This is a genomic window from Vibrio nigripulchritudo (genome assembly GCF_027924785.1).
Taxonomy (GTDB): Bacteria; Pseudomonadota; Gammaproteobacteria; order Enterobacterales; family Vibrionaceae; genus Vibrio; species Vibrio nigripulchritudo.
This window is the reverse complement of the sequence record NZ_AP027049.1, coordinates 2,626,219-2,640,036: the sequence shown is the minus strand read 5'-3', so window position 1 is coordinate 2,640,036 and position 13,818 is coordinate 2,626,219. Positions and strand designations below refer to the sequence as shown.

Annotated in this window: 11 protein-coding genes, 6 tRNA genes and 1 other RNA gene; 9 read left to right on the top strand and 9 right to left on the bottom strand. The window is 46.6% G+C overall.

What is annotated here, in order from left to right:
* Positions 1-20: 20 nt before the first annotated feature.
* The 6 genes from QMG91_RS12065 to QMG91_RS12040 form a co-directional block, all read right to left on the bottom strand.
* Positions 21-105: transfer RNA gene (locus tag QMG91_RS12065), tRNA-Tyr, on the bottom strand.
* A gap of 87 nt (positions 106-192) precedes the next feature.
* A tRNA-Tyr gene (locus QMG91_RS12060) sits at positions 193-277 on the bottom strand.
* 86 nt (positions 278-363) lie between these two features.
* Positions 364-448, bottom strand: a tRNA-Tyr gene (locus QMG91_RS12055).
* 86 nt (positions 449-534) lie between these two features.
* Positions 535-619 (bottom strand) — tRNA-Tyr (locus tag QMG91_RS12050).
* Between the two features lie 86 nt (positions 620-705).
* Positions 706-790, bottom strand: a tRNA-Tyr gene (locus QMG91_RS12045).
* An 86-nt stretch (positions 791-876) separates the two neighbouring features.
* A tRNA-Tyr gene (locus tag QMG91_RS12040) sits at positions 877-961 on the bottom strand.
* Between the two features lie 274 nt (positions 962-1,235).
* On the opposite strand from QMG91_RS12040, the gene QMG91_RS12035 reads away from it, so the two are divergent.
* The 3 genes from QMG91_RS12035 to QMG91_RS12025 are packed head-to-tail and all read left to right on the top strand — an operon-like array spanning position 1,236 to position 5,784.
* Positions 1,236-2,303, top strand: a complete 1,068-nt coding sequence (locus tag QMG91_RS12035) for an efflux RND transporter periplasmic adaptor subunit (protein WP_281826711.1) — start codon at positions 1,236-1,238, stop codon at positions 2,301-2,303.
* 2 nt (positions 2,304-2,305) lie between these two features.
* Positions 2,306-5,446 (top strand): multidrug efflux RND transporter permease subunit, encoded by a 3,141-nt coding sequence (locus tag QMG91_RS12030; protein ID WP_281826710.1) that lies wholly within the window; start codon positions 2,306-2,308, stop codon positions 5,444-5,446.
* Positions 5,447-5,466: 20 nt separating this feature from the next.
* Positions 5,467-5,784, top strand: coding sequence for a DUF1244 domain-containing protein (locus QMG91_RS12025; protein WP_004402102.1), 318 nt, complete (start codon positions 5,467-5,469; stop codon positions 5,782-5,784).
* 60 nt (positions 5,785-5,844) lie between these two features.
* Here QMG91_RS12025 and QMG91_RS12020 read toward each other — a convergent pair whose 3' ends face one another.
* The gene (locus tag QMG91_RS12020) at positions 5,845-6,900 is read right to left on the bottom strand and encodes a PLP-dependent cysteine synthase family protein (protein WP_281826707.1); all 1,056 of its coding nucleotides are present in this window, start codon (positions 6,898-6,900) and stop codon (positions 5,845-5,847) included.
* A 187-nt stretch (positions 6,901-7,087) separates the two neighbouring features.
* Here QMG91_RS12020 and QMG91_RS12015 point away from each other — a divergent pair, with 187 nt between their 5' ends.
* Positions 7,088-7,555: an Lrp/AsnC family transcriptional regulator gene (locus tag QMG91_RS12015; protein ID WP_022550103.1), complete on the top strand. Its 468-nt coding sequence runs from the start codon at positions 7,088-7,090 to the stop codon at positions 7,553-7,555.
* 99 nt (positions 7,556-7,654) lie between these two features.
* Positions 7,655-8,722, top strand: a complete 1,068-nt coding sequence (locus tag QMG91_RS12010) for a YHYH protein (protein WP_281826705.1) — start codon at positions 7,655-7,657, stop codon at positions 8,720-8,722.
* A gap of 56 nt (positions 8,723-8,778) precedes the next feature.
* On the opposite strand, the gene tesB is transcribed toward QMG91_RS12010, so the two are convergent.
* Positions 8,779-9,639, bottom strand: a complete 861-nt coding sequence (gene tesB, locus QMG91_RS12005) for an acyl-CoA thioesterase II (protein ID WP_022593105.1) — start codon at positions 9,637-9,639, stop codon at positions 8,779-8,781.
* 147 nt (positions 9,640-9,786) lie between these two features.
* On the opposite strand from tesB, the gene QMG91_RS12000 reads away from it, so the two are divergent.
* The gene (locus tag QMG91_RS12000) at positions 9,787-10,227 is read left to right on the top strand and encodes a YbaY family lipoprotein (RefSeq protein ID WP_004400453.1); all 441 of its coding nucleotides are present in this window, start codon (positions 9,787-9,789) and stop codon (positions 10,225-10,227) included.
* A gap of 39 nt (positions 10,228-10,266) precedes the next feature.
* On the opposite strand, the gene QMG91_RS11995 is transcribed toward QMG91_RS12000, so the two are convergent.
* Positions 10,267-10,569, bottom strand: a complete 303-nt coding sequence (locus QMG91_RS11995) for an MGMT family protein (protein WP_200765756.1) — start codon at positions 10,567-10,569, stop codon at positions 10,267-10,269.
* A gap of 44 nt (positions 10,570-10,613) precedes the next feature.
* Between QMG91_RS11995 and QMG91_RS11990 the strand changes: the two genes are divergently transcribed.
* The 3 genes from QMG91_RS11990 to ffs all read left to right on the top strand — a co-directional run bounded on the left by QMG91_RS11990 (position 10,614) and on the right by ffs (position 13,789).
* Entirely contained in the window at positions 10,614-11,354 is a 741-nt protein-coding gene (locus tag QMG91_RS11990; RefSeq protein ID WP_004400451.1) for a VP0952 family biofilm-associated protein, read from the top strand.
* Between the two features lie 214 nt (positions 11,355-11,568).
* Positions 11,569-13,509 (top strand): diguanylate cyclase, encoded by a 1,941-nt coding sequence (locus tag QMG91_RS11985; RefSeq protein ID WP_409351263.1) that lies wholly within the window; start codon positions 11,569-11,571, stop codon positions 13,507-13,509.
* A 183-nt stretch (positions 13,510-13,692) separates the two neighbouring features.
* Positions 13,693-13,789: signal recognition particle sRNA small type (gene ffs / locus QMG91_RS11980), an RNA gene on the top strand.
* Positions 13,790-13,818: the final 29 nt, after the last annotated feature.

Genomic DNA, 13,818 nt, shown 5'->3' with positions numbered 1-13,818 from the left:
TGAGCTGGTTTTCTTTTGTATGGTGGAGGGGGACGGATTCGAACCATCGAAGGCAGTGCCGGCAGATTTACAGTCTGCTCCCTTTGGCCACTCGGGAACCCCTCCAGGGTATTTTTTATACTTAAATGATGATTTCCCAACTCATCAATCAAGTTGTCTGATGTTTAAAAGGAGTAAACAACAGAAGAAATGTGGTGGAGGGGGACGGATTCGAACCATCGAAGGCAGTGCCGGCAGATTTACAGTCTGCTCCCTTTGGCCACTCGGGAACCCCTCCAGGGTGTTTTTATACTTAAGAGATGATTTCCCAACTCATCAATCAAGTTGTCTGGTGTTTAAAAGGAGTAAACAGCAGAAAAAATATGGTGGAGGGGGACGGATTCGAACCATCGAAGGCAGTGCCGGCAGATTTACAGTCTGCTCCCTTTGGCCACTCGGGAACCCCTCCAGGGTGTTTTTATACTTAATGGATGACTTCCCAACTCATCAATCAAGTTGTCTGGTGTTTAAAAGGAGTAAACAGCAGAAGAAATATGGTGGAGGGGGACGGATTCGAACCATCGAAGGCAGTGCCGGCAGATTTACAGTCTGCTCCCTTTGGCCACTCGGGAACCCCTCCAGGGAGTTTTTATACTTAAGAGATGATTTCCCAACTCATCAATCAAGTTGTCTGGTGTTTAAAAGGAGTAAACAGCAGAAGAAATATGGTGGAGGGGGACGGATTCGAACCATCGAAGGCAGTGCCGGCAGATTTACAGTCTGCTCCCTTTGGCCACTCGGGAACCCCTCCAGGGTGTTTTTATACTTAAATGATGATTTCCCAACTCATCAATCAAGTTGTCTGATGTTTAAAAGGAGTAAACAGCAGAAGAAATATGGTGGAGGGGGACGGATTCGAACCATCGAAGGCAGTGCCGGCAGATTTACAGTCTGCTCCCTTTGGCCACTCGGGAACCCCTCCAGGGTGATTTTTATACTTAGTGACTGTTTTCCCAACTCAGTAACCAAGTGCGGAGCGCATGATAGCAAACTCGAATATGCTGTAAAGAGATTTCTTGGAAATTTGACTTGAATGCTTCCTTTTTGGGCAGGAGCAACAAAAAATGGGCGTTTTGTACTAAATTTATACGTAGCAACAGGTTACTTACTGAATATTTCGCAAACTTTACATTCCTTTACGCTCAAAGCCGTATCACTTGATAAAATTGTGTTTATACAAACTTCGGGCTTTCCGTATGAAAACTAAATCGATATTTCCTATTCTTTTCTCTACTTTATTCCTCTTAGCCCCTTCAGCTTTTGCAAAAGAATCACGAGGCGAAAGATCAGTAGCTGTAGTAACAGAGTTGGTCGCGGAACATCAAATTTCCCAATCCTTGTCTCTTATTGGCAAATTAGAGGCAAGTGAAAGTGTCATTATCGCTCCAGAAGCGGCTGGAAAAGTTGAATCTATTAAGATTCGTTCCAATCAGGATGTGAAAAAAGGGCAAGTGCTCATCACACTCAATGACGATAAATCCAGAGCGTCAGTTTCAGAAGCCACTGCGTATCTGGCGGACCAGCAAAGGATACTTAAGGAATATCAACGCCTGTTAAAACGGGGCGCTATCACTCAAACCGAGATTGATGGTCAGAAAGCATCTGTAGACATCGCCAGTGCAAGGCTGAGTGCTGCAAAAGCTAACTTAGACGACCTTCACATCAAATCCCCATTTTCCGGCACAGTCGGGTTTGTCGATTTTAGTCGAGGCAAGTTAGTAAGCGTAGGTGAGAACTTACTTACGCTGGACAACCTCTCTTTAATGGAGCTGGATATTCAAGTACCAGAGCGCTATTTGGCTCAGTTATCCGTTGGCATGCCTGTCGTTGCGACCAACCAAGCCTGGGGGAACAAACGGTTTGATGGTGAAGTCGTGGCGATTGACTCACGAATCAATCCTGAAACCCTTAATCTGCGTGTCAGAGTACATTTTAAAAACGCCAGTAAGCAGCTCAAACCAGGTATGTTGATGGCGGCAACTCTGGATTTTCCACCTCTGAGTGCGCCTATTATTCCTGTTCAGTCACTGCAATATTCAGGCACCAAACGCTATGTCTATGTGGTTGGTGAAAACAACAAAGCCACACGTACAGAAATTCTGTTAGGTGCTCGTATCGACAATCAGGTCGTGGTTGAAAAAGGGTTGGAGATTGGACAAAAGATCGTGGTTCAGGGCGTGGTGAACATGCGTGATGGCGTTAAAGTTCGTGAAGCTGGCGAAAAGCCACAGGGTGGAAAACAACCTTCCCGTAAGGAGCAGTAATCATGTGGCTGTCTGATGTATCGGTAAAAAGGCCGGTTGTTGCCATTGTTCTGAGCTTACTGCTTTGTGTGTTTGGTTTTGTTTCTTTTACCAAGCTTTCTGTTCGGGAAATGCCGGACATAGAAAGCCCTGTGGTTACCGTCAGTACCAGTTATGATGGCGCATCGGCTTCCATCATGGAAAGTCAGGTCACTTCCGTATTGGAAGACCAGCTCTCCGGTATCAGTGGTATAGACGAAATTACGTCTGTTTCGCGTAATGGTTTTTCCCGCATCACCATAAAATTCGAACTTGGCTACGACCTGAACACTGGCGCGAGCGACGTGCGTGATGCGGTCGCCCGAGCCCAGCGCCGTTTGCCAGATGAAGCCAATGATCCCATCGTCTACAAAGATAACGGCAGTGGCGAAGCTTCGGTATATATCAACCTAAGTTCTTCCGAAATGGATCGCACCCAGCTAACGGATTATACCGAGCGTGTGCTGGTCGACCGTTTTTCTCTTATCACTGGTGTCAGCTCCGTCAATATTTCGGGCGGATTGTATAAGGTGATGTACGTTAAGCTCAAGCCAGAGCTTATGGCGGGGCGAGGTGTAACCACAACCGACATTACCAGTGCACTTAGAAGCGAAAACGTTGAAAACCCGGGAGGAGAAGTCCGAAACGACACCATGGTAATGTCGGTTCGCACTGCCCGTTTATACAACACACCTGAAGATTTTGATTATCTGGTCGTCAAGCAAGCCAAGGATGGATCCCCGATATATCTTCGCGATGTTGCGGATGTGTTTATCGGTGCGAAAAACGAAAACTCCACTTTCAAAAGTGACGGTGTAGTAAACGTCAGTTTAGGCATTGTCCCCCAGTCTGATGCCAACCCATTGCAAGTTGCCAAAGCGGTACATGATGAAGTTGAGAAGATTCAGAAATTCTTGCCAGCAGGCACGCGTTTAGCCATCGACTACGACTCAACGGTTTTCATTGATCGCTCGATTTCTGAAGTCTATAACACCCTCTTTATCACAGGTGGCTTGGTGGTATTGGTGTTGTACATCTTTATCGGACAAGTCAGAGCAACGCTGATCCCTGCGGTAACGGTGCCAGTTTCTTTGATTTCTTCTTTTATCGCAGCTTATTATTTCGGGTTTTCTATCAACCTTATCACCCTAATGGCTCTGATACTTTCCATCGGATTGGTGGTGGATGATGCCATCGTTGTGGTTGAAAACATTTATCACCATATCGAACGCGGTGAGTCTCCCTTGCTGGCTGCCTATAAAGGCACGCGCGAAGTGGGTTTTGCCGTTGTGGCGACAACGTTAGTGCTGGTGATGGTGTTCCTGCCCATTTCCTTTATGGAAGGTATGGTCGGTCTTTTGTTTACCGAATTTTCTGTCTTGCTCTCTATGTCAGTGATTTTCTCCTCGCTGATAGCGCTGACTCTTACGCCAGTACTGGGAAGTAAGATCCTCAAGGCGAATGTGAAAGCCAGCCGATTCAATACCTTCATCGACAACATGTTTGGCAAACTCGAGAGAGCGTATCGCCGAGCGTTATCCAAAGCCATGGCGTGGCGAGTTCTGGCTCCAATCATCATTTTGGGTTGTATTGGTGGCAGTGTTTATCTGATGGAGCAGGTGCCTTCTCAACTGGCACCAAAAGAAGACCGTGGTGTGTTGTTTGCGTTCGTAAGAGGAGCAGATGGCACCAGTTACAACCGAATGAATGCCAATATCGATATCGTAGAGCAAAGGTTATTGCCACTTCTAGGGCAGGGTGTACTTAAGTCTTTCAGTGTTCAGTCTCCGGCGTTTGGAGGTCGGGCAGGTGACCAGACTGGCTTCGTTATTATGATATTGGAAGACTGGGAGGACAGAACTCAAACCGCCCAGCAAGCGCTAGGAATGGTGAGAAAAGCTTTGGGTGATATTCCAGACGCCAGAGTCTTTCCAATGATGCCAGGTTTTCGTGGAGGCTCTAGCGAACCCGTTCAGTTTGTACTCGGTGGCTCTGACTATCAGGAGCTACAGAAATGGGCAAATCTCATCAAAGACAAAGCCAACGAAAGCGATTTGATGAACGGGGCAGACATCAACTACTCCGAAAAGACGCCGGAACTTGTGGTGAGTGTTGATAAGCAACGTGCGGCAGAATTGGGGATTAAAATCACCGACATTTCTACCACACTCGAAGTGATGCTTGGCGGTAAAACAGAAACCACATTCATCGAGCGAGGTGAAGAATATGATGTCTATCTTCGTGGCGATGAAAACCACTTCAACAGCGCAGCCGATCTCAGCCAAATATACATGCGGACCCAAACTGGGCAACTCGTTACTCTGGATGCAGTGACCAAAATTGAAGAAGTAGGCGCATCGATTCGTCTTTCTCACACTAACAAACAAAAGTCGATTACGGTCAGTGCTAATCTCAATGAAGGGGTCACACTAGGGCAGGCTCTGGATCACTTAGATAAACTGGCGATTGATAACCTGCCGAGTGACATCAGCGTCGCTTACTCTGGTGAGTCCAAGGAATTCAAAGAAAACCAAGCCAGTGTGCTTATAGTGTTTGCGTTAGCACTGTTAGTTGCCTACCTTGTTTTAGCCGCTCAATTTGAAAGCTTTGTAAACCCGCTGGTTGTCATGTTTACCGTTCCTATGGGCGTATTAGGTGGATTCTTGGGGCTGTTCTTTATGGAGCAAGGGCTCAATATATACAGCCAGATAGGTATGATCATGCTGATTGGGATGGTGACCAAAAACGGCATTTTGATCGTCGAGTTCGCTAACCAGTTACGGGACAAAGGCATCGAATTTGAGCAAGCGATCGTCGATGCGGCAGCCAGACGCTTACGCCCAATCCTGATGACGGCATTCACCACGCTTTCAGGTTCGATACCGCTGATATTGTCGAGCGGTGCCGGTTACGAAAGCCGCGTGGCTGTGGGTACTGTCATCTTCTTCGGAATGGCATTCGCTACTATGGTGACTCTGTTTGTGATTCCGGCGATGTATCGACTGATCTCTGCTCGCACGCATTCGCCAGGCTATGTAGAATCACAACTCAATGCCGCGTTAGCGAAAGACGTAAAAGCCCGTTCATCACATGGTGAGATTACAATGGGCAGCAGCAAAGAATAGAAACCAACAAGGAACAGATAATGGCCGATTTTAATTACAAGAACTTAAGCCAGGAAGAACAGGATAAGCTGGACGCAGCGGTGTTTCGTCGCTTGCTTAGCCACTTAGACAATAACAAAGATGTGCAGAATATTGACCTGATGATCTTGGCAGGTTTCTGTCGTAACTGTTTCAGCAAGTGGTACAAAGCAGAAGCCGATGAGCAAGGGCTGGCACTTTCTATCGATGATGCCAGAGAGCGAGTTTACGGAATGACTTACGATGAGTGGAAAGAAAACCACCAGCTTCCGGCTACACCTGAACAGCTGGCAGCGTTCGAAGCCCGCCAGAAGAAATAGCGCTCTAAAGGTTAGTTGCAATGCAAAACGCCAGCTCAGTTTGAGCTGGCGTTTTAGAATTTATACTCCAAACTTTTCCTCAAGTTCTTTGGTATAGGGCGACAGGTCACCTATGTGAGTGTTAACCCACTCTTCGTTGTAATAGGTATCCAGATAGCGCTCACCGCTGTCACACAACAGAGTGACAATCGAGCCTGTTTCCCCACGCTCACGCATCGTTTCAGCTATCTGCAAAACACCATATAAGTTAGTTCCAGTCGACGCGCCGACCTTTCTGCCTAAGATTGTTTCCATCCAGCGCGCGGTAGCAACGCTGGCTGCATCCGGAACGGTTTTCATTTCGTCGATGACGCCGGGCATAAAACTCGGTTCGACTCTGGGGCGACCAATCCCTTCAATTCGACTGCCTATATCCAGACTTAAATCGGCATCACCTGTTTTATAGTATGAGTGAAACACGGAATGCTCAGGGTCCACTACACAAAGTTTTGTGTGGTGTTTTTGATAACGAATAAACCGGCCAATGGTGGCAGATGTGCCTCCGGTTCCTGCACTCATCACAATCCACTCTGGCACCGGATGATCTTCTAATGCCATCTGCTCAAAAATACTGTTGGCGATGTTGTTGTTTCCACGCCAGTCGGTCGCTCGTTCAGCATAGGTAAACTGATCCATGTAGTGGCCATTTAATTCTTTCGCCAGACGTCGGGATTCCTCATAGATTTCGTCTGTTCTTTCCACGAAATGCGCTTCACCACCGTAGAATTGGATCAGGTCGATCTTCGACTGAGCGGTTTTCTTCGGTACAACCGCGATAAACCTTAACCCGAGCAAACGCGCGAAATACGCTTCGCTAACCGCGGTGCTGCCGGAAGAAGCCTCGATGATTGGGGTGTCCGGACCCACCCATCCATTACAGATGGAATACAGAAACAAAGAGCGAGCCAGTCGATGCTTTAACGATCCGGTTGGATGAGTACTTTCGTCTTTCAGGTAGATGTCGATGCCCTGAAGGTTGGGTAGGTTCAATTTGATAAGATGCGTGTCGGCGCTGCGTTGAAAATCGGCTTCGATTTTACGAACCGCGTTGTTGATCCAGTCGTGGTCTAAACACATATTTCATCCTTCCTTATTACCTTTGGTCAGGTTTTCGTATACAGCTCGAAACTCTGTATCCCCAGGTCATTTAATACAATCATTGTTCAATAAAGAAACAGGTTACTCCTTAATCGAAAGAAAGTGTTTATTGTTTTTATTCGCTATGGCCTAATTAGGGGAATTTCTTTCTACAATTGAATTTATTATGAGCAAACCATCACTGGACAGAATCGACAGGGAGCTTCTTATCCTGTTACAGCAAGATTCCACGTTGTCGTTAAACGAACTGGCAGAGAAAGTCCATTTGACGACAACACCTTGTTGGAAAAGGCTCAAGCGGTTGGAGGAAGAAGGGTTTATCGACAAAAGGGTCGCGTTGCTTAACCCAGAAAAGCTAGGTCTTTGCTTTACGGCCTTTGTATTGGTGAAAACCAGTGACCACTCTCATGAGTGGTACAGCACATTTGTGGAAACCGTTTCTGAGTTTCCTGAAGTGATGGAATTCTACCGTATGGCAGGCGAATACGATTACATGATGCGGGTTCTGGTTGAAGATATGAAAACCTTTGATAGCTTTTATAAGCGGCTCGTTAACAGTGTTGATGGCATTACCAATGTAACCTCAACATTCGCGATGGAATCCTTAAAGTACACCACAGCCCTGCCTGTATAGGCCAAGCTTAGTCAATCGATGTAAAGCTGCGTAAAGGACCTCGATTTCATTAACTCTCTGTCTAAACTGATTAATAAGGTTTAGATTCAGTAAGGGAAAATGATGAAATTGATTTACGCAGTGATGCTTACTTCCACTCTTGTTGGGTGCAACGGCGGCAGCTCAGACTCAGATTCTGCTTCTCCATCCAATATCAACAACAGCTCATCCGGTTTACCCCAGGATGGTAATATCACCAACTACAATTTTACTTCCCTTTCTGGTGATTGCTTAGACTACATTGGTTCCCTTACCTCCAGCGTGACGGATATTCAGCGCTCCCTCGCGTTCAATGGTTCTGTCAGTATCTCTTCGGCAGGAAACAAATGCGTGATTGAGAGCAACCACATTCCTAATCACGATTTTAATGATCAATCTGCGTCGTTTGCGACCAATGTGAGCGAGCAGGATTCCGACTATGAGATCACGGCTAACCCAAGTTTCGCGACCTCTACCACTGCATTGAGTATGGCGATTTCCGAAGGTGTATTTCTAAATGGAGTCAACGTCGATATGTTGGCTGCTGCTTGTTATGCCGTTGGCAGCGAACCTCTAGGACGGGAAAAGATCGGTTGTGGGCAAAGCGAAATTAACAACCCATGGCGATACGATCCTATGTCTAGCCTGAATGGCTTTGGTACTGATCAGCATAATGCGCATGTTCAGCCGACGGGTAAGTACCATTATCACGGAAACCCAGTCGCCATGTTTGTGCAGAACTGCGCTGGTGGCAGTGCATCTCCCGTCATTGGTTTCGCAGCCGACGGATTCCCGATTTACGGCAGTTGTTTTGCCGACAATGGTACAGTCAGAAAAGCCACACCAAGCTATCGACTGAAATCGGGAACAAGGCAGGCAGTGTCTGGGTACACCACACCTGTGTCAGGGCAAGGCGTTGTAGCAAGTGCTAACTACGATGGGCAGTTCCGAGGAGACTACGAATATGTGAATGGGCTGGGGGACCTGGACGAATGCAATGGAATGACGGTAAATGGTCAGTACGGTTATTACATCACTGACAGTTTTCCTTGGGTGTTGAACTGCTTTAAAGGGACGGTAGATAACTCATTTTCACTCTCTGGTTTGTCACGAGCACACAGCCATGATGGGGAATACCATACCCACTAAAAACAAAAGGCAACTCAGTGAGTTGCCTTTTTTGTTTCGCGTCGATGTAAATCAGACTACTTGGTAAACCTCATAACACCTTCCTGAACGGCGCTTGCTACCATTGCTCCCTGCTGATTGAAAATCTCACCTCGTACTAAGCCGCGGGTATTGCTGGCGGTCGGGCTTTCAATCGCGTAGAGAAGCCACTCATCCATTTTGAAAGGACGATGGAACCACATGGAGTGATCGATAGTGGCAACCTGAAAGTTAGGCGTCATCAAAGAAACTTCATGTGGGTGAAGGGCGGTAACCAGAAAACCCCAGTCAGAGGCATAAGCCAGTAAGTACTGATGAATTAACTGATTATCAGGCACTTCGCCATTGGCTTTAATCCAAAGGTATTGAGTCGGCTTTTCTTTCTGAGGCTGTAACGGGTTTACGACCGTAACAGGGCGAACTTCAATTGGTTTTTCACCGCAGAAAGCCTGTTTGATTTTTTCTGGCAAATAATCGGCAATTCGACTCGCCAGTTCAGATTCCGAAGCGTAGTTCTCGGGACCTGCAATTTCAGGCATGACGTTTTGATGCTCAAACCCCGGGGCATCTCCATGATAAGACGCAGTGAGGTAAAAAATCGGGCGACCATTTTGGATGGCTTTAACACGCCTAGTGCTGAAACTTCTTCCATCTCTCAGGTTTTCTACATCATAGATGATGGATTTTTCCGGATCTCCCGGAAACAGAAAGTAGCTATGAAAAGAGTGTACAGTGCGGTCACTTTCTACCGTATACCGGGAAGCGGACAATGCCTGCCCGATAACCTGTCCACCATACACCTGCGGTAATCCAAGGTTTTCACTTTGTCCACGGAAGAGCCCCTGTTCTAGTTGTTCTAACTGCAATAAATCGAGCAGTTCGTCTAATGGTTTACTCATCGTACCTCCGTCAAAGTTGTGTCAATTAAATACCTTGGATAACGACAAAAAACAAGTAGTAGCGATATACTCAGCACCAATTCAAGTCGAAGTGTAAACTTGATGAAATCATTCTTTCATTGCGTCCATTAAACCAGGATAAAAGATATGAAAAAACTAATGGTTATCTTGATGACCGTCGCCGCTGGCTTAAGCTTATCTGGCTGTCAAAATGCAGAAGAATCGAAAGCTTCAGTTCAGGTAAAACCAGTGGAAATGGCGTCTGTTGAAGGCTCTCTGTACTACCTGGAACGCATGGCACTGCCAGACAACGCTTACGTTACAGTCACACTACAAGACATTTCCCTAGCGGATGCCCCTGCGGTTTTGATCACTAGCCAAGAATTTGAAACCAACGGAAATCAAGTTCCTTTCTATTTCAAGTTAGACTATGACAAAGCGAAAATCCTGCCTCATCATACATACAGTGTGAGCGCACGAATTGAGGTCGGCGGCGAACTCAGGTACATCACGGATACTGTATTCCCAGTCATCACAGATGAAAGCAAAACGCACAAGCTGGATTTGATGCTGGTTCGCACACGTTAAATCTACGTCTTATCAGTGGCTGCCCGCTTGATTTTAAGCTTAGGGCTGCCACTGGTAATCTTTCAGCCGAACCTTTCCTGCCAAGTTCACGACAATCCCCTCATCCTCCAGTTTTCCTTTCTGCCTGTCGTAAGCCGTGCCCTTTAATGAGATCTCTCCCTTACTATTGATGACTCGGTGCCAGGGTAACTTGCTGCCTTTGGGCAGGTTTCCGAGAGCTTTTCCTACATGTCTGGCATAGCCAGGATATCCTGCTAGCTGAGCTACCTGACCGTAGGTAGAGACCTGGCCATATGGAATTTGGTGAATTACTGCAAAGATTTGGCTTAAAAATTGATCCATACTGAATTGGTCCTAGTTCGTCCATGGAATAGAAGGAGAGAGCTATGGTGTTTTCGACGCTCCAGTTCATCATTACCACTTTACTTGCGATTGTATGTGCAAGGGCGATTAGTATGAGTGGTGGTGATATTCCAGTTCTTGCTTTGGTTATTCCTGCTTTGTGGATACTCCCTCAGGGGGGCGCAGCAGGGTTCATTTTACTTGGTGCTCTGGCAGTGTATGGTTTTACGCTTCCTTTGCAACCCATCGCCATGTCATTAAGTGTCTGGATCTTATTCCCGTTACTGATGGTGACGTTCTCCCGCCGTAGCAGTATTTATGTACTGATTACCACTGCCGCAACGGTTCTGGTGATGCAGGTTGGCATTATGGTGACTCAGGCAGAAGGTAAAATTCCCGGTTCGTGGGAAGTGACGTTAGTCCAAACGCTTTCGGTTATTGCGACCTGGTATGCAGTCCGCCATTGGAAGTCTTCATCTCAACACAGCTGGTGGACACTTTCACTCATATTGGCGCTGTGGCTGGCAGGCTGGACTCATGCCGCACTGATCGCTTTGTGCCTTGTGGGCATCATTGCGTCAGCTGAAACATTACCAAAGCTGTCAAAATTCAATTGGAACAAACTGCTTTGCTGGACTCTGCCTACGGTGGCTTTTGCCGCAATGGTGACATCGAATACCGTCGAAATTCCCAACCCGGTATTCGTAGTCTGGATATTCTTTTTGGGCACAGCTTGGGCAACCGATTACATCCTGCGTTCCGCAGATGAGCACGAGGATGCATAAAACCATTTAGCTGTCGGCTCAATTTGATTCAGCAAGGTTATCAATTCTCCTCTTTTTGAACTAGCCTCACATTTTTGGTGTGAGGTTTCGTGTTTATTCTAGTAGCTCTTTTTTTTGTTACGTTTATGTGAAAGATAGGTGTGTTTTACGGCACAGAGAGCGATAAGTGAAAAAACTATTAGCCCTGATGGGTGCTTTTTTAGCGCTTCAACTTATGGGAATAAAAGTGGTTTATGGACAGAAACCTTACTATGTTGTCGCAACAGAGGCAGATGATGTAGTGACTCGCTTTCTTTTCGATGCCGTTGCCGAAGAGTTTTCTGTTGGGGTCGAGTATCGGGATATGCCGGACTTTGATTCCATTCTTGAGTCCGTTGCCAGTGGCGAAAGTGACTTTGCTGCAAACGTCACCCATACCGAAGAAAGAGCCAAGATCTTCGACTTTTCCGCCCCAACCAACATAGAGTATACCTATTTATTCAGCCCGTCTGGCATCAGCCTGATAGATGCTGAAGTGATTGGTGTGCCAAAGAACACCATCTATCCCTCTTTAGTAAAACAAAATTTCCCAAACGTCAGGCTGATTGAATACAACGGATTTGAAGAAGCAAAGAACTTGCTCATCTCCGGAGAGGTCAACGGTGTAATCGATGCCATCAATCAATTGAAAGCCATGCTGACGATTGGGCTGGACGCCCAGCTATTGAATGATCAGATTTCCATTAAGCCGGTGTCAATCATTGCCCGCAGAGGGCAACACGCCTACATGATGGAAAAAATCGTCAAGTTCATTCATTCAGAATCCATGCAAAAGCGACTTCGAAAACACATCAGTGAGTATCAGTTTGATATACGCAGAAGGGCGCTCAGGCGGGATATGCTAGTACTGGGTCTCAAATCTAACCAGACCTTCAGAGTCAAACTTGAAAACGCTTATCCCTATGTTGAATACACCAAAGAAGGTGATGTTCAGGGGATCAGTGCGGATACTTTGCTGCAAGCCTGCCAGATCCTCACTTTTAACTGTGAAGTGGTGAGTACCGCCTACGAAAGCTGGGAGAGCATGTACGGCGATTTGATCAATAAGAAAATCGATATTCTTGCGCCGTTAACCATCTCTGAACAGCGTAAAAACATCGCTTATTTCAGTGTTCCGCATTACTTCCCAGAAGCGATCATCGTAAAGCGGCTGGGCTTCAAACCGGACGTTTACACCCATGTATCGGAACTGATTACCGAACGAATTGGGGTGGTAAGAAACGATTTCTTTGATGAGCTGTTAAGTCAGTTACTGCCGCAAAAAACCTTTGTGCGTTACTCCAGCCAAGATGAGCTGGTGAAAGCGCTGGTTAACAATGAGATTGACTACATCGCTCTGGACAAAGCTTCCCTGAACATTTTGTTGAAAGAGCAAGAGCTGTTGCCCATTACTCAGGACTACAGCATCGAGAGTTTCCATAGCTCTGAAATTGCATTGGGTTTTCCTAAAAATACTCGGGGAGAAGTGCTCGCCGCACTATTTTCTCGTGCTATCAGAATGCTGGATACATCAAGCATCAACGACTTTTACGACAAACAGCCAGACTGGCGGAACACTCTAGAGAAAGAGCAAGAACTGGCAAACCAGACCAAACGGCTATTTATTGTCGCGTTTCTGTTTATCCTGCTGGTGGCGTATTTGCTATATCGCCAGGCGAATACCGACAGCCTGACCAAGTTAGAAAACCGACGTGCACTCAACTTAAAATATCGCCGTGGAATTAAGCCCTGGCAGACGGTGTTCTATCTGGATATAAACGATTTCAAGCAGATTAACGACCAGTATGGACACGACGTAGGAGACAGAGTGATTCAGACCTACGCCTCCATCATCAGAAGAAACTGGAAGGGCAACTGGTACCGAATCGGAGGGGACGAGTTTATTCTGGTCACCTCAAATCCGTTAGAAAACATCAATCGTGTTCTTAAGAACCTTCGTCTGTTTACCTTCTATCTGGAAGAAAGAGATCGCGATCTTTCAGTGTCTGTTTCGATTGGTGTGTTTCAGCCCAGAAACAAAGAGTTCACGCTCCGAGAGATTCTCATCAAAGCCGACGAAGCCATGTATCAATCGAAACGCAAAGGAGAGCCAACCTTTGTTTCCGTCGATAACTGATGGTTTTCAAAAGGCATTCATTCTTCGCTAACTTCCAGAAATTGTTCACTTTGGGTAATCTTTCATCATTCAGATCAAGATTGGGCTAATTATTCGGTCATAGGGTTGCAATCGGGGCAAGGATACTGAATAATCCATCCTGCCTTCGGGGATACCCCTTTGGCACTACAGAATCTATGGAGGCCCTGGTCCTCCCGCAACGATAGCTCGTGAACTCGGTCAGGCCCGGAAGGGAGCAGCCGCAGCGTGTGACTCGTGTGCCGGGATGTGGCTGGGGCTTCCACCCATTTAAAACGCCGCTTTTTAGCG